This is a genomic window from Bacillota bacterium (genome assembly GCA_013177945.1).
Lineage (GTDB): Bacteria > Bacillota > DSM-12270 > Thermacetogeniales > Thermacetogeniaceae > Ch130.
This window is the reverse complement of sequence record JABLXW010000020.1, coordinates 67,160-92,437: the sequence shown is the minus strand read 5'-3', so window position 1 is coordinate 92,437 and position 25,278 is coordinate 67,160. Positions and strand designations below refer to the sequence as shown.

The 25,278-nt window shown below is 59.3% G+C and carries 24 protein-coding genes; all 24 read left to right on the top strand.

What is annotated here, in order from left to right; all coding sequences use genetic code 11:
• Nucleotides 1-10: 10 nt before the first annotated feature.
• The 24 genes from HPY58_12210 (at nucleotide 11) to HPY58_12095 (ending at nucleotide 25,268) form a co-directional block, all read left to right on the top strand.
• Entirely contained in the window at nucleotides 11-688 is a 678-nt protein-coding gene (locus tag HPY58_12210; GenBank protein ID NPV30384.1) for a cobalamin-binding protein, read from the top strand.
• A 12-nt stretch (nucleotides 689-700) separates the two neighbouring features.
• A complete protein-coding gene (locus HPY58_12205; protein NPV30383.1) occupies nucleotides 701-1,408 on the top strand; it encodes a DUF1638 domain-containing protein in 708 nt (235 codons plus the stop codon).
• Between the two features lie 14 nt (nucleotides 1,409-1,422).
• Nucleotides 1,423-2,013, top strand: coding sequence for a cobalamin biosynthesis protein P47K (locus HPY58_12200; protein NPV30382.1), 591 nt, complete (start codon nucleotides 1,423-1,425; stop codon nucleotides 2,011-2,013).
• Nucleotides 2,000-2,350 carry a hypothetical protein gene (locus HPY58_12195; GenBank protein ID NPV30381.1) on the top strand — a complete coding sequence of 117 codons (351 nt, stop codon included), beginning with the start codon at nucleotides 2,000-2,002 and terminating at the stop codon, nucleotides 2,348-2,350. The genes HPY58_12200 and HPY58_12195 overlap by 14 nt, the downstream gene beginning before the upstream one ends.
• Before the next feature lie 270 nt (nucleotides 2,351-2,620).
• The gene (locus HPY58_12190; GenBank protein ID NPV30380.1) at nucleotides 2,621-2,791 is read left to right on the top strand and encodes a hypothetical protein; all 171 of its coding nucleotides are present in this window, start codon (nucleotides 2,621-2,623) and stop codon (nucleotides 2,789-2,791) included.
• Nucleotides 2,785-3,762 carry a hypothetical protein gene (locus tag HPY58_12185; protein ID NPV30379.1) on the top strand — a complete coding sequence of 326 codons (978 nt, stop codon included), beginning with the start codon at nucleotides 2,785-2,787 and terminating at the stop codon, nucleotides 3,760-3,762. The genes HPY58_12190 and HPY58_12185 overlap by 7 nt, the downstream gene beginning before the upstream one ends.
• Nucleotides 3,763-3,962: 200 nt before the next feature.
• Nucleotides 3,963-4,904, top strand: a complete 942-nt coding sequence (hemC, locus tag HPY58_12180) for a hydroxymethylbilane synthase (GenBank protein NPV30378.1) — start codon at nucleotides 3,963-3,965, stop codon at nucleotides 4,902-4,904.
• The gene (gene cobA / locus HPY58_12175) at nucleotides 4,897-6,453 is read left to right on the top strand and encodes a uroporphyrinogen-III C-methyltransferase (protein ID NPV30377.1); all 1,557 of its coding nucleotides are present in this window, start codon (nucleotides 4,897-4,899) and stop codon (nucleotides 6,451-6,453) included. Before hemC ends, cobA begins: the two co-directional genes overlap by 8 nt.
• Nucleotides 6,425-7,600 (top strand): putative heme d1 biosynthesis radical SAM protein NirJ1, encoded by a 1,176-nt coding sequence (nirJ1, locus tag HPY58_12170; GenBank protein NPV30376.1) that lies wholly within the window; start codon nucleotides 6,425-6,427, stop codon nucleotides 7,598-7,600. The genes cobA and nirJ1 overlap by 29 nt, the downstream gene beginning before the upstream one ends.
• A gap of 22 nt (nucleotides 7,601-7,622) precedes the next feature.
• On the top strand, nucleotides 7,623-8,663 hold the full coding sequence (gene nirJ2 / locus HPY58_12165; GenBank protein NPV30375.1) for a putative heme d1 biosynthesis radical SAM protein NirJ2: 1,041 nt from the start codon (nucleotides 7,623-7,625) through the stop codon (nucleotides 8,661-8,663).
• The gene (locus HPY58_12160) at nucleotides 8,629-9,090 is read left to right on the top strand and encodes an Lrp/AsnC family transcriptional regulator (protein NPV30374.1); all 462 of its coding nucleotides are present in this window, start codon (nucleotides 8,629-8,631) and stop codon (nucleotides 9,088-9,090) included. Before nirJ2 ends, HPY58_12160 begins: the two co-directional genes overlap by 35 nt.
• Nucleotide 9,091: 1 nt before the next feature.
• Nucleotides 9,092-9,568, top strand: coding sequence for an Lrp/AsnC family transcriptional regulator (locus tag HPY58_12155; protein NPV30373.1), 477 nt, complete (start codon nucleotides 9,092-9,094; stop codon nucleotides 9,566-9,568).
• 5 nt (nucleotides 9,569-9,573) lie between these two features.
• Nucleotides 9,574-10,881, top strand: a complete 1,308-nt coding sequence (gene hemL, locus HPY58_12150; GenBank protein NPV30372.1) for a glutamate-1-semialdehyde 2,1-aminomutase — start codon at nucleotides 9,574-9,576, stop codon at nucleotides 10,879-10,881.
• A gap of 737 nt (nucleotides 10,882-11,618) precedes the next feature.
• Nucleotides 11,619-12,506 carry a branched-chain-amino-acid transaminase gene (ilvE, locus tag HPY58_12145; GenBank protein ID NPV30371.1) on the top strand — a complete coding sequence of 296 codons (888 nt, stop codon included), beginning with the start codon at nucleotides 11,619-11,621 and terminating at the stop codon, nucleotides 12,504-12,506.
• A gap of 47 nt (nucleotides 12,507-12,553) precedes the next feature.
• Nucleotides 12,554-14,239, top strand: coding sequence for a dihydroxy-acid dehydratase (gene ilvD, locus HPY58_12140; protein ID NPV30370.1), 1,686 nt, complete (start codon nucleotides 12,554-12,556; stop codon nucleotides 14,237-14,239).
• Entirely contained in the window at nucleotides 14,236-15,903 is a 1,668-nt protein-coding gene (ilvB, locus tag HPY58_12135; protein NPV30369.1) for a biosynthetic-type acetolactate synthase large subunit, read from the top strand. The genes ilvD and ilvB (HPY58_12135) overlap by 4 nt, the downstream gene beginning before the upstream one ends.
• 3 nt (nucleotides 15,904-15,906) lie before the next feature.
• Nucleotides 15,907-16,398, top strand: coding sequence for an acetolactate synthase small subunit (gene ilvN, locus HPY58_12130; protein NPV30368.1), 492 nt, complete (start codon nucleotides 15,907-15,909; stop codon nucleotides 16,396-16,398).
• A gap of 7 nt (nucleotides 16,399-16,405) precedes the next feature.
• A complete protein-coding gene (ilvC, locus tag HPY58_12125; GenBank protein NPV30367.1) occupies nucleotides 16,406-17,404 on the top strand; it encodes a ketol-acid reductoisomerase in 999 nt (332 codons plus the stop codon).
• Nucleotides 17,405-17,464: 60 nt separating this feature from the next.
• Nucleotides 17,465-19,141: a biosynthetic-type acetolactate synthase large subunit gene (ilvB, locus tag HPY58_12120; protein NPV30366.1), complete on the top strand. Its 1,677-nt coding sequence runs from the start codon at nucleotides 17,465-17,467 to the stop codon at nucleotides 19,139-19,141.
• A 42-nt stretch (nucleotides 19,142-19,183) separates the two neighbouring features.
• Nucleotides 19,184-20,743: a 2-isopropylmalate synthase gene (locus HPY58_12115; GenBank protein ID NPV30365.1), complete on the top strand. Its 1,560-nt coding sequence runs from the start codon at nucleotides 19,184-19,186 to the stop codon at nucleotides 20,741-20,743.
• 11 nt (nucleotides 20,744-20,754) lie between these two features.
• Entirely contained in the window at nucleotides 20,755-22,032 is a 1,278-nt protein-coding gene (gene leuC, locus HPY58_12110) for a 3-isopropylmalate dehydratase large subunit (protein NPV30364.1), read from the top strand.
• Nucleotides 22,022-22,522, top strand: a complete 501-nt coding sequence (leuD, locus tag HPY58_12105; GenBank protein ID NPV30363.1) for a 3-isopropylmalate dehydratase small subunit — start codon at nucleotides 22,022-22,024, stop codon at nucleotides 22,520-22,522. The genes leuC and leuD overlap by 11 nt, the downstream gene beginning before the upstream one ends.
• Nucleotides 22,515-23,639, top strand: a complete 1,125-nt coding sequence (gene leuB / locus HPY58_12100; protein NPV30362.1) for a 3-isopropylmalate dehydrogenase — start codon at nucleotides 22,515-22,517, stop codon at nucleotides 23,637-23,639. Before leuD ends, leuB begins: the two co-directional genes overlap by 8 nt.
• 9 nt (nucleotides 23,640-23,648) lie before the next feature.
• Nucleotides 23,649-25,268 (top strand): citramalate synthase, encoded by a 1,620-nt coding sequence (locus HPY58_12095; GenBank protein NPV30361.1) that lies wholly within the window; start codon nucleotides 23,649-23,651, stop codon nucleotides 25,266-25,268.
• Nucleotides 25,269-25,278 lie beyond the last annotated feature (10 nt).

Sequence of the window (25,278 nt, the reverse complement as noted above, 5' to 3'; positions counted from 1 at the left end):
GTGATCGGCGATGGAGGCGGTGCGCAAGCTCATAGTTTCTGCTGTTGCAGGGATCCAGGAGGAAAAGGCCATTTCCCTGGTCCGCAACGGCCTGGCAAGGGGGATGGATCCCTTTATGCTCCTGGAGGAGGTAAGGACCGGGGTGGAGATTGTGCTGGAAAGGTACAACAGGGGGGAGTACTTCCTGGCCGATGTGGTGATGGCCGCCGATATCTACAAGCGCGCCCAGCAGGTTGTGTTGGGACCCGCCGGTGGGGCCGCAGGCCAGGGCCGGCCTCCTCAGGTTGTGTTCGGCACCGTGGAAAAGGACATCCATGATATAGGCAAAAACATTACGATTGTGACGATGCGCCATTACGGGCTGGAGGTGCTTGATGTGGGCGTCAACGTGTCTCCGGTGACATTCCTGGAAAAGCTCCGGCAAACCGGCGCTCCCATACTCTGCCTGTCCGGCCTGATCTCTGACGCATACGATTCCATGAAAAAGACCGTTTGCCTGATAAAGAGGCGGATGGGGAAACGGCGCCCGGTGATCGTCATCGGGGGCCTGGTGAATGAAGTCGTCTGCAGCTACACCGGCGCAGACTACTGGGCGAAGAATTGCACAGAAGGCGCCGAACTCTGCAGCAGGCTGCTTAAGGAACGCGGCAAGGGCAGGTACGCTGCCTGCCACAGGACGGCCAGATGAGGTTGCGCGGCCATGAGCACGATCGTTATCGCATGTCAGACCATAAGCGATGAGGTTAATATGGCAATTGCCGAGACCGGGGTGAGGCACCCGGTAATCTGGGTGGAATCGGGGCTCCACAACCACCCGGAGGCCCTGCGTATGAAACTGCAGGAAACGGTGAGCAGAATCACCAATGTGGAGGACATCATCCTCTGCTACGGGTACTGCGGCAACTCGCTGCTGGGCCTGCACTCTCCCGGCGCCCGGCTGATCGTGCCCAGGGTTGACGACTGCATCTCCCTCCTGTTAGGGTCCTATGAAAAGAGAGAAGAGTTGTCACGGGAAATGGTCAGTTACTTTTTGACCAGAGGGTGGATCGTTAACGAAAACAACATTATCAAGGAATTTGAGCGCTGCGTCGAACGCTACGGCAGGGAGCGGGCGGAGCGGGTTTTGAAAATGATGCTGGCGCACTACAGGCGGCTCGTCCTGATCGATACGGGGGCCTATCCCCTTGACGATGCCTGTCTGGCCAAGTCTTACGAAATCGCCGAAATGCTGGGGCTGAAGCACCAGGTGGTGAAGGGATCCCTCCAGATGCTGAAGCAGCTGCTGACCGGCCCCTGGGATGAAAGATTTATCGTTCTGGAGCCCGGGGAAAAGCTTTCCATGGACTACTTCATGGACATAAAGGATTCCATTTTGAACCTTTCGCAGTTTGATTTCGGAAGGGGGTAGGCATGAGGGTCGTTCTGGTAGGCGGCTTCCTGGGCTCCGGAAAGACCACGTTCATCAGGCATCTTGCCGGGTACCTGGTCGTGCAGAAGGAGCAGAGAGTTGTCATCATCGAGAATGAGGCCGGAGAAGTAGGGATCGACGACCGGTTTCTTGCCCGGGAGGGCTTCCAGGTACGGGAGATCTACGGGGGCTGTATATGTTGTCAACTGACTGGTGAACTGACCCTTGCGGTGAACCAGATCGCGGAACGGTTTAACCCCGACTGGCTGATCATCGAAGCCACCGGGATTGCCAGACCCAGCACGATACTGAATACTCTCGGGAAGTACGGGAAAGGAATTGACAATATATTCACCCTGGTTATTGCCGATACCGGCCGCTGGGAAGAGCTTACGGAGATCATGCCGGAACTGATCTTTGCCCAGATCTCGGAGGCAGATCTGGTCGTTGCCAGCAAGATCGACGAAGCGAGTGAAAGTGCCCTGCAGAGCCTCATGGCGAAGGCAAAAGAGATCAATCCTCGGGCGGAGGTGCTGGCCGCTTCCCTCATTAAAGGCCTTGAGGAACCGGTCCTGAGGAGGTTGTTGCAATATGCATATGCATGAGGCGGCGGTTTCCAGAACGATGGAGTTGAAGCCGTCCCGGCCGATGAGCGCCGAGGAGGTTGAAAAGATCGTTTCCAGGCTGCTGTTGCGCTTGGCGGAAAGGCTGAGCATCAAAGGAGTGGTGCCCGGCCACATCAAGGCCTTTGTTACAGAAGGGGAGCCTTACGCCGCTTTCAGCTGCACAAAGCCCGGTAAGGTGATCACCCGGGCCTCGAAAGACTGGAGCGGCGCCGTTTTTTTTAAACCCTCTCTCAGCCTGAATGTCGTGGTGTTCGGCCCTGCAAAGGATGAGGTGCAGAATCTGGTGGAGGAGTGCCTGGCCGGCTTGCAGCAATAGACCCCTGCCGGGCGACTACCGGTGCAAAGGTTTGGTCTGCAGCCCTGAGGGAAGATCCGGAAAGGGAGGATGCGGGCAGGAGATCTGGACGGTTACGGCCCTCTGCATGGCGGACCCGACCACGGTGCCCCCTTTGTGCCGCAGCCAGAAGGAGCTGCGGCGACACCTTCCTTCCCGGTCGGGTGTCCGGGCTTTTCTTTTTTTTCGGGGAATTTTTCCTGTCTTAATAAGACAACCCACCGCCAGCGTAGAATTTAGGGGGTGGATGGAGTGCTGGCGAAGAAAAAGGTGGAGCGGAAAGCGCCGGTACAGTACACCGTCCGGGTGGTTTTCACCGGCACCGAGGAAGAGAGCCGGAGGGTCCTGGCTGAAGCGCGCAGGTACGCCTTCGCCCGGATCCTCGAGAAAATCCGGCGGGAAAAGAATGAACCTCTGTGCTAGCTGTGGTATACATCAGGGTTTCGGGCGCCATCGCACTGTTCGATCTTCTTGTTCGACAGGTGGTTGTGCGCGAAGGAGAGGTCCTGGTGGAGGCCCGTGTTCAGGCCGCAGCAGGTGTTTCGCGTTCCGGAACAGCGCCGCACGTCTTCGATCCCAGGAACCCCGGAGCCGTTGACGAGATCGTCCACCTCGGGGACTACTGGGACGAGTCGAAGCTGCGGAGCCGCAAACAAGAAATCATCGCGGCCAACAGGCGGGTGGCGCGCCATTTTGCAACTGCCTACAGCAGCCTCCGGGTGGCGAAAATCGCGCGAGAAGAAGAAAAGTCCTGCCGGAGCGAGGGGATCAGGATTGAGCGGTTGAATCAACTGGCCGGAGACCTGATCCGGCAGGTCTTCGGGAAAGAGATTCCCTGCGGGAATGGAGCACCGAAAGATCGGCACCTTTTTGCCTCGGCCCTCACGCCTGGAGGGATCGTTCACCACCTTCCGACGATTCTGGAGGTGGAGCGCCTTTTCGTCCTCAAGGGGGAGCCCGGGGCCGGGAAAGAGAGGGTTCTTCAGGAACTGGCCGGGTTTGCTTACCGCTGCGGGTTCAGATTTGAGGTTTACCACTGCGCCTTTGACCCGGCCCAGATCGACCTGCTCCTCCTCCCGGAGCAAAGAACTGCGGTTTTGAATCTCTTTCCGGAGCTTGATTTTGTCCCGACGTCTCTGCCTGGTTTGAACCTTTACCGGGAGTACGATTTCGATTTCTGTCTGGATCCGGACTCTATAAATGCCTGCCGGGAGGAGCTGAGAGAGGCCCGGGAGGTGTTTGCCCGGTCCCTGGCACGGGCGATTGCCTACATTAAAAAGGCAAAAGAGGTGCACGATGAGATGGAGCAGTTTTACGTTGAGGCAATGGACTTTGAGGGAGTGGAAAGGCGCCGCCAGGAGATTCTCGCCCGGATCCTGGCCTTTGCCCCTTAATAAGGACATTTCTTTGCTGCCAGGCGGCAACGGCAGGCGGCTTAGAAGGAATTTGGGGCCGGACCCTCGAAGTCTTTTATCTGGCCGTTTGAGGGGTCTGCCGGGGCGCCCGGAGGAGTGGCGGCGCCTGCGCCGGAACGGTGCTTCCGGGCAAAATTTCGGAATCACCCGGCCAACTTTTTTGGATAGGGGGCCAGGAGGTGAAAAAAGAGATCATCATCGGCACCCGCACAAGCCGGCTTGCCCTCTGGCAGGCACGCTGGGTCCTGCGGCAGCTCGAAGAGATGCACCCTGACCGGGCCTTTGCCCTGCGCGGAATGAAAACAACAGGAGACCGGATTCAGGATGTCTCCCTCGCCAAGATCGGAGACAAAGGGTTGTTCACTAAGGAGCTGGAAGCAGCCCTGGCGCGGGGAGAAATCGATCTGGCGGTGCACAGTATGAAGGATTTGCCAACCAGGCTGCCTCCAGGTCTGGCGCTCGGTGCCATCTGCAGGCGGGAATACCCGGGGGATGTGCTCATTTCCCGCACCGGATCAACCCTCGAGCACCTTCCACCCGGGGCCCGTGTTGGCACCAGCAGTTTGCGCCGGACCGCCCAGCTGCTCCATTTTCGGTCCGACCTGGAGATCGTCCCCCTGCGGGGGAACCTGACCACCCGCTTGCGCAAGCTCGAGGCAATGAACCTCGACGCCCTGGTGCTGGCCTACGCCGGGGTGCATCGCCTGGGCCTGGACGACCTGATTACCCAACGCATCCCTTTTAGCGTCTGCCTGCCGGCGGTAGGTCAGGGAGCCCTCGGGATCGAAATCCGGGCGGCCGATGAAGAGATCCAGGAAATGGTAAGACCGCTGGATGATCCCGCCTCCCGCGCCTCCATCACTGCCGAACGGGCCTTTCTGAGAAGGCTGGAGGGGGGATGCCAGGTTCCGGTCGGGGCCCTGGGAGAGGTCAGGGGCCGGGAGCTGGTGCTGGAGGGAGTTGTGGTTAGTCTTGACGGCAGGCATCTGGTGCGGGACCTCGTCCGGGGGCCTGCCGGCCGGGCGGAGAGCCTGGGGGAGGGGCTTGCAGAGAGGCTGGTTTCCCGGGGTGCGGGAGAGATTCTGAAAAAGGCGAGACAGGAGTTCGGTATCGATGCGTAAAGGGATGGTTTATCTGGTGGGAGCAGGCCCCGGGGACCCGGGACTGATTACGGTAAAGGGTCTGGAGTTGATCCGGAAGGCGGAGGTGATTGTTTACGACCGCCTGGTCAACCCCTGCCTGCTGGCCCAGGCTGCTCCCGGGGCCGAACTGATCTATGCCGGAAAAGGCCCTGCCGGCCATGCCATGACCCAGCAGGAAATCAATGCTCTTCTGGTGGAAAGAGCAGCGCGGGGAAAGGTGGTGGTGCGCCTGAAGGGAGGAGACCCCTTTGTCTTCGGCCGGGGGGGAGAGGAGGCCGGGGCCCTGGCAGAAGCCGGGATCCCCTTTGAGGTGGTGCCGGGGGTTACTTCGGCCCTTGCGGTGCCGGCCTATGCCGGGATACCTGTGACCCACCGGGACTGCACCTCCACTCTTGCCATCATTACAGGAAACGAGGACCCCGCAAAAGAACGCTCCAGGATCGACTGGGACCGGATTGCAACCGGTGCCGGGACGCTGGTCTTTCTCATGGGGATGGCCAGCCTCCCGCAAATAGCAAGCCGGCTGGTGGCATGCGGACGCTCCCCCCAGACGCCGGTTGCCGTGATTTCCTGGGGGACGCGCGCAGAGCAGCAGACCCTGGTGGGTACACTGGCAGACATCGCCCCAAGGGCCAGGGAAGCGGGCCTGGCAAACCCGGCGGTGATCGTGGTGGGGGAAGTGGTGGCTTTCAGGGAAAAGCTGGCCTGGTTCGAGAAGAAGCCCCTCTTCGGAAAGCGGGTGCTGGTCACCCGGGCGCGGGAGCAGGCCGGCGCCCTTTCCCGGGCGCTCGAGGCCCTGGGAGGGGAAGTTGTGGAATTCCCCGCCATTCGTGTGGTGGAACCGGAGAACTATGAAGCACTGGATGCCGCCATCGCCCGGTTGGAATCCTACAGTTGGGTTGTTTTCACCAGCGTGAACGGTGTGCACTTTTTTGTCCGGCGGCTGCGGCAAAAGGGAAGGGATATCCGGGCTCTTCACAGAGCAAAGATTTGCGCGATTGGACCCAAAACCGGACAGGCCCTGGAGAATTACGCCCTTCGGGTTGCCTGCATCCCCGGGGAGTACCGGGCAGAAGCGCTTGCTGCCAGTTTGCAGGGAAAGGTCAAACCAGGCGACCGGGTGCTCCTGCCCCGGGCCGATCTTGCCCGGAAGGTGCTGGGGGATGCCCTGAGCAGCCTGGGGGCGGAAGTTGATGAAGTGGCGGTCTACCGAACCCTTCCGGGGGAAGGTGACGGCCGCCTGGTCCGGGAGCTGCTTGCAGCAGGGAGGATCCACGTGGTCACCTTCACCAGTTCCTCAACAGTTCGCAACTTTGTGCAGCTCCTTCAGGAGCCCGACCTCTCCCGGCTGCTGGCGGGGGTGACGGTGGCCTGCATCGGCCCCGTGACCGCACGCACCGCCCGTGAGGTGGGCCTCCCCGTCCATATTGAGGCCCGCAGGTATACTGTTGAAGGCCTGATAGAGGCTCTTTTAGAAGCGAGCCAGGGGAGAGGTGGAGATGATCAGCATCAGCAAGCTGCTCTGTGAAAGCGAAAATTTCGGCGATTTCCTGCGTTACAGCCCCTCCTCCCGGGAGCAGCGCCATGGGGCGGCGGCAGGGCAGGGCCCGGTGGTGGTGTGGAACATGACCCGCGCCTGCAACCTCCGCTGCATGCACTGTTATGCCAGCGCTCATCCCGAAAAACACCCCCGGGAACTGAGCACCGCGGAGGGGAAAAAGTTTATCGACGACCTGGCCGCCTTTAAGGTGCCGGTGCTCCTCTTTTCCGGCGGAGAGCCGCTGATGCGCCCCGATTTTTTCGAGCTGGCCGCCCATGCCGCCGGCCGGGGGATCCGCGCTACAGTTTCCACCAACGGCACCCTGATTACCCCGAAGGCAGCCCGCAGGCTGAAGGAGATCGGTGTAGGGTATGTGGGAATCAGCCTGGACGGGATCGGAGAGAGCAATGACCGCTTCCGGGGGAAGGCGGGAGCCTTTGAAGCTGCCCTGCAGGGAATCCGTAACTGCCTGGAGGCAGGAGTGCGGGTGGGCCTCCGTTTCACCATCAACCGGCACAATTACAACGAGCTGGAGCCGATTTTCGAACTGGTCGAGAGGGAGGACATCCCCCGGGTCTGTTTTTACCACCTGGCATACAGCGGCCGGGGGAAGGGGATGCGCGGGGACGACATTTCTCATGCCCAGTCCCGTGCCGCCCTCGATTTGATTATGGAGCGGACCCTGGACTTTCACCGCCGGGGGAAGCCCCGGGAGGTCCTGACGGTGGACAACCACGCCGACGGGGTTTACGTCTACCTGAAGCTGCTTCAGCGAGACCCCGCCCGGGCGGAGCGGGTCTACCGGCTGCTCAGGCAAAACGGCGGCAACCGCTCAGGTGTTGCCATCGCCGCCGTGGACTGGGAGGGTTGCGTCCACCCGGACCAGTTCACCTTCCACCACACCTTCGGCAATGTGCGGGAGAGGAGCTTCGGCGAAATCTGGACCGACCTTTCCCACCCCATCCTGGCGGGCTTGAAAAACCGGCATCCCCTCTTAAAGGGGCGCTGCGCCCGCTGCCGCTGGCTGGAGCTCTGCAACGGCAATTTCCGGAGCCGGGCGGAAGCCGTCTACAACGACTTCTGGGCCCCGGATCCGGCCTGCTATTTGACTGACGAAGAGATTGGCATTGCCTGATTTCGCGGGAGGAGTGAACCTGATGCTGGTCTCCTGGAACACTACCAACGCCTGCAACCTTGCCTGTGTCCACTGCTACCGGGATGCCGGCGACCGCGTCCGGGAAGAGCTGGACACGGCCGGAGGCATGGCTTTGATCGACGAAATCGTCCAGGCCGGGTTCAAGGTCATGATCTTCAGCGGGGGAGAGCCTCTGTTGAGGCCGGATCTTTACGAACTGTTGGGGCACGCCTCCAGAAGGGGCCTGCGGCCGGTTCTGGGCAGCAACGGCACCTTGATTACCGGGGAGGCGGCGAGAAGGTTGAGGGAGGCCGGCGCCCTCACCGTTGGCATCAGCCTGGACTCTACTAGTCCGGAGCAGCACGACCGCTTTCGGGGCACTCCCGGAGCCTGGCAGGCGGCGGTGGAGGGGATGGCAGCCTGCCGGAGGGAGGGTTTGCCCTTTCAGGTTCACACTACTGTTGTTGAGTGGAACTATGAACAGGTGGAGGAGCTGACCGATCTGGCAGTCCGGATGGGGGCCGTGGCCCACCACGTCTTCTTTTTGGTTCCTGCCGGTCGGGCGGTAAACATCGAAGAAGAGTCCCTGAGGGCCGCCCAGTACGAGCGTTTGCTGCACCGCCTGATGAGAAAGCAAAAGGAGGTGCCAATTGAGGTTAAACCTACCTGCGCCCCCCAGTTCATGCGGATTGCTGCCCGGCTTGGCCTGAACCTGCGCTTTCAAAAAGGGTGCCTGGCCGGGACCGGCTACTGCGTTGTCACTCCTGCAGGCGAGGTTCAGCCCTGTGCCTATTTGAACATTCCGGTGGGGAACGTACGGGAGATCCCTTTCAGCCGCATCTGGCAGGAAAGCCCGGTTTTGAAGCGGCTGCGCACGGAGGATTACGGGGGTGGGTGCGGCGTTTGTGATTACAGGAAGATTTGCGGGGGCTGCCGCGCCCGGGCCTACTTTTATTACGGTGATTACATGGCGGAGGAGCCCTGGTGCCTGTACCGCAAGAGGAAGTCAAGACAGGGGAGGGGCGGCCGTGAGGCTGGACAGTCTGGACAGGCAGCTCCTTAATTTAATCCAGTCATCTTTCCCCATCACGCCGGAGCCCTACCGCGAGCTGGCGGAAACCCTGGGCACCAGTGAAGAGGAGGTCCTCGCCCGTCTGGAACGCCTGATCGCCTGCGGAGTGATCCGGCGGCTCGGCCCCGTTTTCGACTCCCGGATGCTGGGCTACTGCGGCACACTTGCCGCCCTGAAAGTGCCCCTGGAGCGGATTCCGGAGGTTGCCGCCGTTGTCAACAGCTTTCCCGGGGTGACCCACAACTACCTGCGGGAGGGGGACTACAACATGTGGTTCACCCTGCTTGAGGAGAATCCTGACCGGCTCGAAGCAGTCCTTGAGGAAATAAAAAAGCGCACCGGAATCACGGAGGTCCTGAACCTCCCTTCAAAAAGGGTCTTTAAGATCAGGGTGAATTTCGACCTGGGGGAGGAGTGAGATGCTCTCACCAAGGGAAAAGGAAATGATCCGGGTGCTGCAGGAGGGAGTTCCCCTGGTAAACCGCCCTTACCGGGTACTGGCGGAAAAGCTCAGGATGAGCGAAGAGGAACTGCTGGATGTTGTTAAAGATTTCATCAGGCGGGGGATTATCCGGCGCTTCGGGGCGCTGGTCCGCCACCAGGATTTAGGGTATGGCGCCAACGCTCTTGTAGTGTGGCAGGTTCCGGAGGAGCGCATCGAGGAGGTGGGGCTGCTGATGGCTGCCTTTGACGAAGTGAGCCACTGCTACCAGCGCCCTCCCCGCCTGCCCGACTGGCCCTACAACCTCTTTACCATGATCCACGGGCGCAGCCCGGATGACTGCCGGGAGATTGCCGCCCGGCTCGCCCGGGCGAGCGGTATCGAGGACTACCTGCTGCTTTTCAGCACTGCCGAGTTAAAAAAAAGCTGTATGAATTATTTCCTGGAGGAGTGATCCGGATGCAGCGGGAAAGATTTCAGCGGTCGCGGGAAATGTTTGCGGAGGCCTGCCGGTATCTGCCGGGTGGCGTAAACAGCCCGGTGCGGGCCTTTAAAGCGGTGGGAGGCGGCCCGGTGTTTATCGCCCGCGGGGAGGGGGCGCTGCTCTATGATGTGGATGGGAACGAATATATAGACTACGTGGGTTCCTGGGGGCCGCTGATCCTGGGTCACCTGCACCCGGAGGTGGTGGCGGCCCTGCAGGACTGCCTGAAAAAAGGGACCAGCTTTGGAGCTCCCACCGAACTGGAAACAGAACTGGCGCGGGCGATTGTGGAGGCGGTCCCTTCCGTGGAAATGGTGCGCCTGGTCAACTCCGGGACGGAAGCCACCATGAGCGCCCTGCGCCTGGCGCGGGGCTACACAGGAAGGAATAAAATTGTCAAGTTCGAGGGCTGCTACCACGGGCACGCGGACTTTTTGTTAGTTAAGGCGGGATCGGGAGCCCTGACCCTGGGTGTACCCGACAGCCCGGGCGTTCCTGCCGGCACGGCGGCCAGTACCATTGCCGCCCCCTACAACGACCTGGAGGCTCTCAAGATGATCTTCGCGCGGGAAGGGGAAGAGATTGCAGCAGTTATTGTGGAGCCGGTTGCCGGCAATATGGGTGTGGTGCCCCCGCGGGAGGGTTTCCTGGAGGGTTTGCGGGAAATCACCCGGCGCTACGGGGCCCTCTTGATTTTCGACGAAGTGATCACGGGTTTTCGCGTTGCTTACGGGGGCGCCCAGGAGCTTTACCACATCGATCCCGACCTCACCTGTCTGGGCAAGGTGATCGGAGGCGGGCTGCCGGTGGGCGCCTACGGCGGGAAACGGGAGATTATGGAGCAGGTGGCCCCCGCAGGCCCGGTTTACCAGGCCGGCACTCTCTCAGGCAACCCCCTTGCGGTGACTGCCGGGCTGGCGACCCTCGCGGTGCTCAGGCGGCCGGGAACTTATGTGGAACTGGAGCGCAAGTCCTCCCTTCTGGAGGCAGGGCTGCGCGAGGCGGCCCAGGAGGCAGGCCTTCCGGTGACCTTCAACCGGGTCGGGTCGATGTTCTGCACCTTTTTTGCGGAAGCGCCGGTGGTGGACTATCAAACCGCCTGCACCTCTGACCTCCGGCGTTATGCTGCCTTCTTCCGTTCCATGCTGGAGCAGGGGATTTACCTTGCCCCCTCCCAGTTCGAAGCAGGCTTCATGAGCCTTGCCCATACAGATGAGCAGATCGAGCGCACGGTAGATGCTGCTCGCAAGGCTTTTTCGGCTGCCAGGAACAACTCTCTATAATAGTTGTTTTTTAATCTCTCCCGGGTCTTCACCTGACAATCAGCATTGGCGTTACTTCGCTCTGGAATTTAAACCGGCGCCAGGAAGAAAAACAGGTGGAGGAAGTAGTGGATCTCTTGTTGACCAGTGCGGATCAGGCTCTTTACGCGGCAAAACGGGAGGGGCGGAACAGGACCAGGCGCCAGTTGCATCCCGAACTGTATTCTCTTCCTTTTTGAAGGAATTTTTTTATTTACAAAAAAACCTAAAAGCTATTGACATGAACCCGGTATTTTTCTATACTGGTTAGAAAATATTTTGCTTTGAGTTCATCTTCATCCTGTTTATTTTATAGAAGAAAAGTGCAATAGAAGAAAAGCCATGACGGGAGCACGCCCCACTGGCGCGCTTGGGTTCAGAGAGCTGGGGGAGCTGCGAACCAGTCCCTGTCGCAGTGGTGGTATCGTCCCGGAGAGCTGCCATCCGAACGGCTTTTTTGCCCAGTAGGTGGTGCCGGACTTGTCCAGACTTGAGGTCCGTTAAGATTTTGTGGACACACTGAGAGGTTGTCCGGGAGGACAGCAAGCAGGGTGGTACCGCGGGGTCCCTCTCGTCCCTGACAGAGATCTGTCTTGGCGGGAGGGGTTTTTTGTAATTATTTTCATGTATACAGGATTTTTTAATCTGCAGGGGGTGGAAGAGGCCCGGTTGTCGTTTTGCTGCCTGGAAAGTTAAGAGGGGGAAGGAGAGGAACTCAGTTGGGGCTTGTCATCTATTTAAATGGAGCCTTTGTCGACGAGGAAGAGGCAAAAATTTCCGTTTTCGACCACGGACTGCTTTACGGTGACGGGGTTTTCGAAGGGATCCGCGCCTACAGCGGGAGGGTTTTTCGCCTCCAGGAGCATATTGACCGCCTCTATGAATCCGCCAAGTCCATTCTCCTGGAAATCGGGATGCCGAAGGAAGAAATGTTTGAAGCTGTTCTGGAGACCCTGCGCCGCAACAACCTCAGGGATGCCTACATCAGGCTTGTGGTCACCCGGGGAAGGGGGGATTTGGGGCTCGATCCCCGCAAGTGCCCGAAGCCTACCGTTTTTATCATCGCGGCCCAGATTCAGCTCTACCCGGAGGAAATGTACGAAAACGGCCTGGAGGTGGTAACAGTTCCCACCCGCCGGAACATTGTCGAAGGTGTCAACCCCAGGATCAAGTCCTTGAATTACCTGAACAACGTGCTTGCCAAGATCGAAGCAAACCTTGCAGGGGTGCCCGAGGCAATTATGTTGAACAACGAAGGATACGTTACCGAGTGCACGGGGGACAACATTTTCATCATCAAGAAGGGGGAAGTAATCACACCACCATCCTTTTTGGGAATTTTAGAAGGAGTTACCCGTAACGCAGTCCTCGAACTGGCAGCGAAAATGGGGTATAAGACCGCCGAAAAAGTTTTTACCCGCCATGATCTTTTTGTTGCAGATGAATGTTTCTTAACCGGAACGGCAGCTGAGTTGATTCCGGTCGTGAAGGTAGACGGCCGCGTCATCGGGCAGGGGAAACCGGGCGAGATTACAAGGGCCTTGATCAGGGAGTTTCGCAAGTTAACGGAGTGGGATGGTCCGGAAATCTACCCCTGTGTTCGTTGAACGGGGAGGGTACCAGGACCAGAGAAAAATTGGGGGAGGGGTAAGCTATGATCAGCAGCAGGGTTAAGCATGGTGTAGAAAAGGCCCCCCACCGGTCCTTGTTGAAAGCACTTGGCCTTACGGAGTGGGAGATGGGGCGTCCCTTTGTGGGAGTTGTAAACTCGCAAAACGAACTGGTGCCCGGACATCTTCACCTGGATCAGATTGCTGCGGCCGTGAAGGCAGGCATCCGGGCAAACGGGGGAACACCTTTTGAGTTTCCGGCAATTGCAGTTTGCGACGGCCTTGCCATGAACCATGAAGGAATGTGCTGTTCCCTCGCGAGCCGGGAACTGATTGCGGATTCCATCGAGGTGATGGCGGTTGCCCACGCCCTGGACGCCCTGGTACTCATTCCCAATTGCGATAAGGTGGTCCCGGGGATGCTGATGGCGGCGGTCCGGTTGAATCTTCCTGCAATTGTGATCAGCGGAGGCCCCATGCTGGCCGGGAGGTTCCAGGGCCGGGAAGTGAGTCTCAGCACCGTTTTTGAAGGGGTGGGAGCTTTCAGTGCCGGAAAGATCACGGCAGAAGAACTCTCCGAACTGGAGGCCCAGGCCTGTCCCGGCTGCGGTTCCTGCGCCGGAATGTTCACGGCGAACACGATGAACTGCCTGGCGGAGGCCCTGGGCATGGCTTTGCCGGGCAACGGAACAATTCCCGCCGTCGCTGCAGCGCGGCTCAGGCTTGCGAAACAGGCCGGCTGGCAGGTGATGGAACTGCTGAGAAACGGGATCCGGCCCCGGGACATTCTCACTCAGGCCGCCCTTTGGAATGCCCTGGCCGTTGATATGGCGCTGGGGGGTTCCACAAATACCGTCCTCCACCTCCCGGCCCTGGCGAGGGAAGCGGGGTGGGAGCTTGAACTGGATCTTGTGGATGAGATCAGCCAGAAGGTGCCGAATCTGTGCAAGCTGAGCCCGGCCGGGAACCAGCACATCCAGGACCTCGATGAGGCCGGAGGGATCCCTGCAGTAATGAAGGAGCTTCTCGGGCATGGTTTGATTTCTGGGGATGCCCTGACGGTTACAGGGCGGACTGTGGCAGAGAATCTTGAGGGAGCGGAGATTAAGCGGCCGGACGTGATCAGAAGCGCTGCCGATCCCTACAGCCCCACCGGGGGTTTGGCCATCTTGAAGGGGAACCTGGCACCTGAAGGGGCCGTTGTCAAGCAGTCTGCCGTTGCTCCGGAAATGCTTGTGCACACGGGGCCGGCGCGGGTGTTCAACGGCGAAGAGGAAGCCGTTGCTGCAATCTTAGGGGGTCGGATCCGGCGCGGGGACGTGATCGTCATCAGGTACGAAGGACCAAGGGGAGGGCCCGGGATGCGCGAGATGCTGACACCGACCGCTGCCGTTGCGGGAATGGGGCTGGACCGGGAGGTCGCTCTCATTACCGACGGGCGCTTTTCCGGGGCAACCCGGGGCGCTTCCATCGGTCACATCTCTCCGGAGGCAGCCGTGGGAGGGCCAATCGCCCTGGTGGAAGAAGGGGATCTCATCAAGATTGATATCCCGGGCCGGAAGCTGGAGCTTCTGGTCTCCGAAGAAGAGCTTGCGCGGCGCAGAAAAAACTGGAGGGAGCCTGAACCCAGGGTGAAGTCGGGCTATCTTTCCCGCTATGCGGCGCTGGTTGCCTCGGCCAGCAAGGGCGCCGTCCTGTGCCCAGGAGGGCATGGGGGGTGGCCGGCTTGAAGCTTACCGGCGCCGAAATCATTGTGAAAGCCCTTGAGGCCGAGGGTGTGGAAGTGGTTTTCGGGTACCCGGGCGGTGCCGTGCTTCCTCTCTACGATAAGCTTTATGACTCCTCCATCAGGCATATTCTGGTCCGCCACGAACAGGGTGCTGCCCATGCCGCGGACGGCTATGCCCGGGCGACGGGAAAGCCCGGTGTCTGCATCGCCACTTCCGGCCCCGGGGCAACCAATCTGGTGACGGGGATCGCGAACGCCTATATGGATTCGATTCCGATTATTGCCCTGACGGGTCAGGTTGCCGTTTCCGCGATCGGACGCGACTCTTTTCAGGAGGCGGATATCACCGGAATTACTTTGCCCATCGTCAAGCACAGCTACCTGGTAAAAGATGTGCGCCAGCTGGCTCCTGCTATCCGGTCTGCCTTTCACATTGCCACAACAGGAAGGCCGGGCCCGGTTCTCATCGACCTCCCGAAAGATGTGACGCTGGCCCAGGCGGAGTTTGAATACCCGCCGCAGATTTCCTTCCGCGGTTACCGCCTGCCCGAAAAATACAGCGCCACTCAGATTTACCAGGCCGCCAAAGCAATTGGGGAATCCCGCAGGCCGGTGATCTACGCGGGCGGAGGCGTGGTTTCTTCAGGGGCCGCCAGGGAGCTCCTGGAGCTTGCAGAGAAGGCCCAGATTCCCGTAACCACCACTCTGCTTGGGAAGGGGGCGTTCCCCGAAACCCATCCCCTTTCCCTTGGGATGCTGGGGATGCACGGCACGAAATATGCGAATTACGCCGTTTCCTACAGCGATCTCATCATCGCGGTGGGGGCGCGCTTCGACGACCGGGTGACGGGCAGGCTGGATACCTTTGCGCCCCACGCCCAGGTGATCCACATTGACATCGATCCGGCCGAAATCGGAAAAAACGTCCGGGTGCACTACCCCCTGGTCGGCGATGTCAAGGAGGTTTTAAGGGATTTAATCCCCCGCGTTGAAGTTCCGCAGACCAGGGAGTGGCTGGAGCAGATCGCGCAGTGGAAGGCGGAGCATCCCCTCACTTATGCAAATGAGGAGGGCATACTTAAGCCCCAGTATGTCATTGAGCAGATCTGGGAAGTCACGAAGGGAGAGGCGGTCATTACCACCGAGGTGGGGCAGAACCAGATGTGGGCCGCCCAGTATTACAAAGCAATTCATCCCCGTACTTTCATCTCTTCAGGCGGGCTCGGGACCATGGGCTTCGGTTTGCCTGCTGCCATCGGCGCCCAGGTAGGGCGGCCGGATGCCGTTGTTTTCGATATTGCGGGAGACGGAAGCATCCAGATGACGTCGCAGGAACTGGCGACTGCGGTTCAGTTCCGGCTGCCCATCAACATCGCGATTCTGAACAACCGTTATTTGGGGATGGTGCGGCAGTGGCAGGAACTGTTCCACGGCAGGAGGTATTCCCAGACGGATCTTGCCGATACGCCCGATTTTGTGAAGCTGGCGGAGGCGTACGGGGCCGAGGGAATCCGCGTCACCCGCGCCGAGGAGGTAAGGCCTGCCCTGGAGCAGGCGATTGCCTCGCCGAAGCCGGTTGTGATCGATTTCGTGATTGCCCGGGAGGAAAATGTTTTTCCGATGGTCCCGCCAGGGGAGTCACTAACAAAAATGCTGGGGGGGTAAGAGATGAGACATACACTGGCGGTTCTGGTGGAGAATCAGCCGGGTGTTTTAACCCGGGTGGCCGGGTTGTTCAGCCGGCGCGGTTATAACATCGAGAGCCTGGCCGTAGGTCAAACCCACGAACCGAGCATTTCCCGCATGACAATTGTGGTAGACGGCGATGACAGGGTGATCGAGCAGGTTACAAAGCAGCTTGATAAACTCATCGATGTCATTGAAGTACAGGATATTACAAACGTCGAGTATGTGGACCGGGAACTGGTTTTAATCAAGGTCAACGCCGAACCCCCAGTGCGCGGGGAGATTATGCAGATTGTGGACATTTTCAGGGCGCGTATCGTGGACATCGGCCAGCGAACTCTCATCATCGAGTGCACCGGTGATGAAGGGAAGATCCGGGCAATCGAAAAATCCCTGAAACCTTTTGGGATTCTGGAGCTGGTACGCACGGGCAAAATTGCCATGGTCCGGGGCCCGAAGTACGAAGAAGACTGAGAGGAGGATGTATACCATGAAAATTTATTACGATCAGGACGCAGATCTGAAGTTTCTCGAGGGGAAAACCGTTGCCGTGATCGGCTACGGGAGCCAGGGCCATGCCCAGGCCCTCAACCTGAGGGACAGCGGGGTAAACGTGATTGTGGCCGAGGCTCCGGGGAGCGGGAACTGGAAAAAAGCAGCCGAGGCCGGCTTTCGGGTAATGACCGCGGCTGAGGCTGCCGCCCAGGCCGACGTTGTTCAGATTTTGATTCCCGATGATAAGCAGCCGGCCGTTTTCCGGACCGACATTGCCCCTCACTTGAAGCCGGGCAACGCAATTGCCTTTTCACACGGTTTCAACATCCACTACGGCCAGATCGTTCCGCCCCCCGAGGTTGATGTGTTTATGGTGGCGCCAAAAAGCCCGGGACACCTCCTGCGGCGGATGTACGAGCAGGGGGCCGGGGTTCCTGCCCTTGTGGCGGTAGCTCAGGATTATACGGGGCAGGCAATGCAGCTCGCGCTGGCGTATGCCAGGGGAATCGGTTCGACCCGGGCCGGGGTTATCGAGACCACCTTTAAAGAGGAAACGGAAACCGATCTCTTTGGTGAGCAGGCCGTGCTCTGCGGCGGGGTTACCGAACTCGTCCGGGCCGGTTTCGATACGCTGGTGGAGGCCGGGTACCAGCCGGAAATTGCCTATTTCGAGTGCCTGAACGAACTGAAGCTGATCGTGGACTTGATGTACGAGGGCGGGATCAGCTGGATGCGCTATTCCATCAGCGATACCGCCGAGTACGGCGATCTGACGCGGGGGAAGCGGATCATTACGCAGGAAACGCGCGCCGAAATGAAGCGCATCCTCGAGGAAATCCAGAACGGGAGTTTTGCGCGGGAATGGATTCTGGAGAACATGACAGGGCGGCCCGTCTTCAATGCGCTGGCAAAGAAGGAAGCAAACCACCTGATTGAAGTCGTGGGCAAGAAACTCCGGGAAATGATGCCTTGGCTGAAGAAGTAGGGAAGCGATGAGGCCTCGCCCGAATCTGGCAGCAAGAAAGGAGGCCGTAAAGTGAAAACGATGATTTCGGGCGCGGAAGCCCTGATGCGGGTTTTTCGCGAGGAAAATGTGGAGCTCATTTTCGGGTACCCCGGCGGCGCCCTCCTTCCGGTCTACGACGCCCTCTACCATACCGACTTCAGGCATGTTCTCGTCCGTCAGGAGCAGGCTGCTGTCCATGCGGCGAGCGGCTACACGAGGACGACGGGGAAGCCTGCAGTCTGCATGGCAACCTCGGGCCCCGGCGCCACAAACCTTGTTACCGGAATCGCGACTGCCTACATGGATTCGATTCCGGTGGTGGTGATCACCGGCCAGGTGGGCACCGGAATGGTGGGGACCGATGCCTTTCAGGAGGTCGATACAAAGGGGATTACCCTTCCCATCACAAAGCATAATTACCTTGTCAAGCACCCTCAGGAACTGCCCCGCGTCATCCGGGAAGCCTTCTACATCGCACGCACAGGGAGGCCGGGGCCTGTTGTCATCGACCTCCCCCGCAACGTTGCGGAGGCCCAGATCGAATGGCGCGAGAGGGAGAGGACGGAACTCCGCAGCTACCACCCCCGGTACGAGCCGGATCCCGACCTTGTAGATCAGGCTGCAGAAATGCTGAACAGGGCGGAGCGCCCGGTTATTCTGGCCGGGGGTGGGGTTCTGAGTGCCCGCGCCCCTGAAGAACTGCTTGCACTGGCGGAAAAAATGCGTGTTCCCGTTACAACCACTTTAATGGGAATCGGGGCCTTTCCCGAGGACCACGAGCTTGCGCTGGGAATGCTGGGGATGCACGGGACCGCGTACGCCAACTACGCGGTCAGCGCGGCCGACGTTTTGCTGGCCCTGGGCGCCCGTTTTGCAGACCGGGTAACGGGAAATGTCAAGAAATTTGCTCCCCATGCGAAAATAATCCACGTTGACATCGATCCTGCAGAAATCGGCAAAAACATCCCGGCGGCCCTTCCCGTAATCGGTGATGTCAGGTGCTTCCTGCGCGCTTTGCTTCCCCTCGTTCAGGAAAAGGACAATCCGGCCTGGCTGAAGCAGATCGCCAGGTGGAAGGAGGAGCACCCGCTGCGTTTTTGCGAGGACGGAAGCCTGAAACCCCAGCAGATCATCCGGGCCCTGGGCGAGATCACGAAGGGGGACTGCATCGTCGCGACGGATGTGGGGCAGCACCAGATGTGGGCTGCGCAGTTTTTCAAAGTCCGGAAGCCCTACACCTTCCTTTCCTCGGGCGGACTGGGAACGATGGGCTACGGACTCCCAGCGGCCCTGGGCGCCCAGCTTGGCAACCCTGAAAAGCTGGTTCTCTCCCTGACCGGAGACGGAAGTTTTCAGATGAATATGTTTGAGCTGGGCACCGCCATGCAGGAAAAACTCCCCCTGAAAATCTTTATCTTCAACAACCACGCCCTGGGAATGGTTAAACAGCTCCAGTATTTTTACTGCGCCAGGCGCTACAGCCAGGTTAACTTTACTTTTTGCCCGGATTTCGTGCAGCTGGCGCGGGCCTACGATGCGGTGGGGATACGCCTCGAGCGAAGCGAAGACATCTATCCGACCCTGGACGAAGTCCTGGCAAACGGGAGGCTGACGATCGTAGACTGCATCATCGATCCCGATGAACTGGTCTACCCGATGGTCCTGGCCGGGAAGGGAATCGGGGAATTAATCGAACTTCCAGATAGTGTTAGATGATTTTGCCCCGAAAAAGGGATGTTCTTGGGAGGTTAAACGGCTTTGTCAGAGCGGATTTACATCTTTGATACAACGCTCCGGGACGGCGAACAGTCTCCCGGGGTGAGCCTGAACCTGCACGAAAAACTGGAGATCGCCCGCCAGCTTGCAAAGCTAAACGTAGACGTGATTGAAGCAGGGTTTCCCATTGCTTCACCGGGTGACTTTGCGGCGGTCCAGGCGGTTGCCAGGGAGGTGCAGGGCCCCGTCATCGCAGGCCTTGCCCGCGCCAACCGGACCGACATCGACCGGGCCTGGGAGGCTCTGAAAGAGGCGGAGAGGCCCCGGATCCACACCTTCATCGCCACCTCCGACATCCATCTCCAGTACAAGCTGCAGAAGAGCAGGGAAGAAGTCCTGAACCTTGCGGTGGCTGCGGTGAAGCATGCCAAGGGCTACACCGAGGATGTGGAGTTTTCCGCCGAGGATGCTTTTCGCAGCGATCTCAGTTTTTTGTGCGAGGTAATCCAGGCCGTAATCGAAGCCGGGGCAACGGTTGTCAACATCCCTGATACCGTAGGGTACGCCACTCCCTACGAATTTGGGGATTTTATTGCCCAGATCCGGGCGCGCGTGCCCGGCACCGACCGGGTGATTTTAAGCGTCCACTGCCACAACGACCTGGGGCTGGCGGTTGCAAATTCCCTGGCTGCGATCCGGAACGGAGCCCAGCAGGTGGAATGCGCGGTCAACGGCCTGGGGGAGCGGGCCGGGAATGCTGCCCTGGAAGAGATCGTGATGGCGCTTTATACCAGGCGCGCCTACTACCAGAAGGAGACGAACATCAGGTACGACGAAATTTACCGGACGAGCAGACTGGTCAGCACCCTGACCGGGATGCCCGTCCAGCCCAACAAGGCAGTTGTGGGGAAAAATGCTTTCCTCCACGCCTCGGGAATCCACCAGGATGGTGTTTTGCAGGCGCGCGCAACTTATGAAATTATGAATCCCGAATTGGTCGGGTTTCCCAAGGCCAACATCGTTTTGGGGAAGCTCTCGGGGCGCCACGCCCTCAGGGAGCGCCTGGCAGAACTGGGATATATCCTTTCTGACGAGGAACTGGAAAAAGCCTTCCAGCGTTTTAAAAACCTGGCGGACCGCAAAAAGGATATTACCGACCGGGATCTGGAAGCAATTGTGAAAAATGAGATTAAGGTTGCTCCGGAGCTGTACCAGCTTGCCTACCTCCATGTCTCGAGCGGCACGACGGTTGTTCCCACGGCGACGGTGGGCTTGAAGCGGAACGGGATCGTCAGGGAGGAGGCGGCCTGCGGGGACGGGCCGGTGGACGCGGCCTTTAAGGCTGTTGATAAAATAACCGGAATCAACAACCTCTCTCTGGCCGATTACTCCCTGAGCGCAATTACAGGAGGCAAAGATGCTCTGGGCGAGGTTGTGGTCCGGGTGGAGTACGGAGGGAAGACCTTCATTGGGCGGGGTTTGAGCACCGACATCATCGAAGCAAGTGTAAAAGCTTATTTGAACGCCGTAAACAAGGTGATTTGCGAAGTGGGGGAAGATGCAGCTTTCTTTTCCGCCGCAACAAATCAGGATGGGGAATAGGAGGACATGACATGGGAATGACCATTACCGAAAAGATCCTGGCGGCTCACGCCGGAAAGGAGCGGGTTGCTCCGGGGGAACTGGTCAACTGCCGCCTGGATCTTGTCCTTGCAAACGACATCACGGCGCCTGTTGCCATCAAGGAGTTTCTGAAACTGGGGCTTGACCGCGTTTTCGATCCCGCCCGGATCGCCCTGGTCCCGGACCATTTTACACCGAATAAGGATATCAAATCTGCCGAGCAGTGCCGGGAAGTGCGGGAGTTCGCACGGAAATTTGGAATCGTTCATTACTTTGAGGTAGGGCGCATGGGGATTGAGCACTGCCTTCTTCCCGAGCAGGGGCTCGCGCTCCCCGGCGACCTGATCATCGGAGCCGATTCCCATACCTGCACCTACGGGGCGCTGGGGGCTTTTGCAACAGGGGTCGGGAGCACTGATCTCGCCGCGGGAATGGCCCTGGGTGAATGCTGGTTTAAGGTGCCGGAGAGCATGAAGTTCATCTACCATGGAAAAATGCTCCCCTGGGTTACCGGAAAGGACCTGATTCTCTACACGATCGGGGACATCGGGGTTGACGGCGCCCTTTACCGGGCGATGGAATTTACCGGGGAGGCGATTGAAGCTCTTTCCGTCGAAGGGCGCCTGACCATGTGCAACATGGCCGTCGAGGCCGGAGCAAAAAACGGCATCATTGCTCCGGATCAAAAAACCCTTGCCTACGTGCGGGAGAGGGCCCAGCGTTCCTTCCAGATATTTGCCAGCGATCCCGATGCCGCCTACGTTGAGGTGCGGGAGTACCAGGTGGAGGAGATCGACCTTCAGGTTGCCTTTCCCCACCTTCCCGAAAATGCCCGGCCGGTTGCGGAGGCTGCAGGGATCGAAATCGACCAGGTGGTGATCGGCTCCTGCACGAACGGGCGGCTCGAGGATTTGCGAATCGCGGCGCGGATTCTCAAGGGAAGGAAGGTTCACCCGCGCCTGCGCCTGATCGTGATTCCGGGGACCCAGGAGATATATTTAAGCGCCCTCCGAGAGGGGCTGCTGGAAATTTTTGTTCAGGCCGGGGCGGTTGTGAGCACTCCCACCTGCGGCCCCTGTCTCGGCGGGCACATGGGGATCCTGGCGCGGGGCGAGAGGGCCCTTGCCACTACGAACAGGAATTTTGTGGGCCGGATGGGACACCCGGAGAGCGAGGTTTACCTTGCAGGGCCTGCCGTTGCCGCAGCCTCGGCGGTAACCGGCTGTATTTCACACCCGAGGGAGGTTGTGGCGAACAATGCAGATTAAGGGGCGTGTTTGGAAATTCGGCGCCAACATCGATACGGATCTGATCATACCGGCGCGTTATTTAAATACGACCGACCCGGCAGAACTGGCGGCCCACTGCATGGAGGACGCCGACCCCGACTTTGCCCGGCGCGTCTCTCCGGGAGACATTGTGGTTGCGGGAAAGAATTTTGGGTGCGGCTCCTCCCGGGAGCATGCCCCCATCGCGCTGAAAGGGGCAGGGGTAGGCTGCGTCATCGCCGCCTCCTTTGCCCGGATTTTCTACCGCAACGCCATCAACATCGGACTTCCCATCCTGGAGTCTTCTGAGGCTGCAGCAGCCCTGGAAGAAGGGGATCTGGTTGCGGTGGATCTGGCCTCCGGCATGATTAAGAATCTTTCGCGGGGCGGGGTTTATCAGGCGGCTCCCTTCCCTCCCTTCATGCAGGAAATCATGCGGGCAGGTGGATTGATCAATTACGTGCGGGAAAGGATGACGAAACGTGCCTAAGATTTTGCTTTTGCCCGGAGACGGAATCGGACCCGAGATCGTCCCCGAAGCGGTCAAGGCCCTGGAAGCGGTGGGAAAACGCTTCCAGATCTCCTTTACGTTCCAGGAGGCCCTGGTGGGGGGCGCCGCCTACGACGTTTACGGCGTCCCCCTCCCCGAAGAAACCCTCAGGCTCTGTGAAGAAAGCGACGCCATTTTGCTGGGAGCAATCGGGGGGCCGAAGTGGGATCACCTGCCCCCTGCCCTGCGCCCCGAGGCCGGTGCGCTCCTCCCCCTGCGCAAACACCTGGGCCTCTACGCAAATATCAGGCCGGCTGTTCTCTTTCCTTCCCTGATCGAGGCTTCGCCTTTAAAAGAAGAAATCGTTGCAGGGCTCGATCTTGTTGTGGTCCGGGAGTTGACCGGAGGGCTTTACTTCGGCGCGAAGCAGAGGGAAAAGATAGGCGAAGAAGAACGGGCACTGGACACCCTCGTCTATTCAACAGGAGAGATCGTCCGCATTGGGCGCCTCGCCTTCGAGATGGCACGCAAGCGGCGGGGCAAAGTCACTTCTGTGGATAAGGCAAACGTTCTGGAAAGTTCGCGGCTCTGGCGCGAGGTGATCACAGAACTTGGGAAAGATTACCCTGATGTGGAGCTTGAACACATGTACGTGGATAACTGCGCCATGCAGCTTGTGCGCAACCCCCGCCAGTTTGATGTGATCGTTACGGAGAACATGTTTGGGGATATTCTCACAGATGAAGCCAGTGTTTTGACCGGCTCCATCGGAATGCTCCCTTCGGCCAGCCTCGGGGGGAAGGTTGCCTTGTATGAGCCGGCGCACGGTTCGGCCCCCGACATTGCCGGCCAGCAGAAGGCAAACCCTCTTGCCACGATTCTTTCTGCTGCTTTGATGCTCCGCTATTCCTTCGGTTTTGAGGAGGGGGCGCGCGCCATTGAGGAGGCCGTCCGCAGGGTGCTGGAAGAGGGGTACCGGACCCCCGATCTGATGAAGCCGGGCGCGCGGGAGGTTGCAACCGCCGAAATGGGCTCCCTGGTCGCTGCTTTTTTAAGAGAAGCGGGCAGCCTTGATGCTGCGAAGAGCGGCAACGCCTTGTTCGGAACCGAAGACTGACAAGAAAGGATGAGAAGTGGTGGGGATTTAAAAGAGAAGTGCGGGGATGTAAAGGTATTTGTTTACGACACGACGCTGCGGGATGGGGCACAGGGTGAAGGAATCAGCCTGACGGTCGAAGATAAGCTGAAGATCACGAGAAAACTGGACGAACTGGAGGTTCCTTACATCGAGGGGGGATGGCCGGGGTCCAATCCCAAGGACCTGGAGTATTTTTACCGGGTCCGGAGGCTTCCTTTGAAGCACGCGAGGATCGCGGCGTTTGGCGCGACCCGAAGGGCAGGGGTTCCCGTGGCGCAGGACGCCAATATCAGGGCGCTGCTTCAGGCGGAAACCCCCTGTGTTACAATTTTCGGAAAAAGCTGGGATTTCCATGTGACAACAGCCCTCCAGACCTCCCTGGCAGAGAACCTGAACATGATCCGGGAGAGCGTGGGCTACCTGAAGGCGCAGGGGCGCGAGGTAATTTACGATGCCGAGCACTTCTTTGACGGCTTCAAAGCGAATCCGGACTACGCCCTGGCGACCTTGAAAGCGGCGGCCGAGGCCGGTGCGGACTGGATCGTCCTGTGCGACACCAACGGCGGCAGTTTGCCCCACGAGGTTGAGCAAATTTTTGAACGGGTCTGCCGGGCCGTCAAGTTGCCGCTGGGCATCCACGCCCACAACGACGGAGATCTGGCCGTCGCCAACAGCATTGTTGCAGTAAGATGCGGGGCGCGTCAGGTTCAGGGGACGATCAACGGTTTTGGGGAGCGCTGCGGCAATGCCAACCTCTGCTCGATCATTCCCAATCTCCAGCTCAAACTAGGATTTTCCTGTCTGAGCCCCGAAGCCCTGCGCCGGCTTACGGAAGCGTCTCATTATGTGAGCGAGATCGCGAATATGACCCCCCACAACAACCAGCCCTTTGTCGGAGCCAGCGCCTTTGCTCACAAGGGGGGAGTCCACGTCAGCGCAATTTTAAAGGACCCTGCGACCTACGAGCACCTCAACCCCGAACTGGTTGGAAACAAGCGCCGCGTTTTGGTTTCGGAGCTGTCGGGAGCCAGCAACCTGTTTTACAAGGCGCAGGAGCTGAACCTCGATCTCACTCAGGACAGTCCCCGGGCGAGGGAAATCATCCAGAAAATCAAAGAACTGGAGTACCAGGGTTACCAGTTTGAGGGAGCCGACGCTTCCCTGGAGCTTTTGCTGCGGCGGGCCTTCGGGCAGTACGAAGAATTTTTTACCCTCGAAAGCTTGAAGCTCCTGGTTGAAAAGCGGCCCAACGACGGTGATCTGATCAGTTCCGAGGCCACGATCAAGCTGCGCGTCGGGGACCAGATCATCCACACTGCGGCCGAAGGGAACGGCCCCGTGAACGCCGTGGACAATGCCCTCAGGAAGGCTCTTGAAGGCTTCTACCCGGTTCTCAAGGAGATGCACCTGGTTGATTACAAGGTCCGCGTTCTGGACGGAAAAGACGGGACGGGGGCAAAGGTGAGGGTTCTGATCGAGTCTGCCGATGCCGCCGGTTCGTGGAGCACCGTCGGGGTTTCGGAGAACATCATCGAGGCAAGCTGGCAGGCCCTGACCGACAGCATGAACTACGCCCTGCTCCGCAGCCTTAATAAGGTTAAAAGTTAAAAATTGAGGC

Bases quoted from the DNA above. Each gene is read 5' to 3' on its own strand.
- HPY58_12210 (NPV30384.1), top strand. From the start codon at position 11: ATGGAGGCGGTGCGCAAGCTCATAGTTTCTGCTGTTGCAGGGATCCAG.
- HPY58_12205 (NPV30383.1), top strand. From the start codon at position 701: ATGAGCACGATCGTTATCGCATGTCAGACCATAAGCGATGAGGTTAAT.
- HPY58_12195 (NPV30381.1), top strand. From the start codon at position 2,000: ATGCATATGCATGAGGCGGCGGTTTCCAGAACGATGGAGTTGAAGCCG.
- cobA (NPV30377.1), top strand. From the start codon at position 4,897: ATGCGTAAAGGGATGGTTTATCTGGTGGGAGCAGGCCCCGGGGACCCG.
- nirJ1 (NPV30376.1), top strand. From the start codon at position 6,425: ATGATCAGCATCAGCAAGCTGCTCTGTGAAAGCGAAAATTTCGGCGAT.
- nirJ2 (NPV30375.1), top strand. From the start codon at position 7,623: ATGCTGGTCTCCTGGAACACTACCAACGCCTGCAACCTTGCCTGTGTC.
- HPY58_12155 (NPV30373.1), top strand. From the start codon at position 9,092: ATGCTCTCACCAAGGGAAAAGGAAATGATCCGGGTGCTGCAGGAGGGA.
- hemL (NPV30372.1), top strand. From the start codon at position 9,574: ATGCAGCGGGAAAGATTTCAGCGGTCGCGGGAAATGTTTGCGGAGGCC.
- ilvD (NPV30370.1), top strand. From the start codon at position 12,554: ATGATCAGCAGCAGGGTTAAGCATGGTGTAGAAAAGGCCCCCCACCGG.
- ilvN (NPV30368.1), top strand. From the start codon at position 15,907: ATGAGACATACACTGGCGGTTCTGGTGGAGAATCAGCCGGGTGTTTTA.
- ilvC (NPV30367.1), top strand. From the start codon at position 16,406: ATGTATACCATGAAAATTTATTACGATCAGGACGCAGATCTGAAGTTT.
- ilvB (NPV30366.1), top strand. From the start codon at position 17,465: ATGATTTCGGGCGCGGAAGCCCTGATGCGGGTTTTTCGCGAGGAAAAT.
- leuC (NPV30364.1), top strand. From the start codon at position 20,755: ATGGGAATGACCATTACCGAAAAGATCCTGGCGGCTCACGCCGGAAAG.
- leuD (NPV30363.1), top strand. From the start codon at position 22,022: ATGCAGATTAAGGGGCGTGTTTGGAAATTCGGCGCCAACATCGATACG.
- HPY58_12095 (NPV30361.1), top strand. From the start codon at position 23,649: ATGAGAAGTGGTGGGGATTTAAAAGAGAAGTGCGGGGATGTAAAGGTA.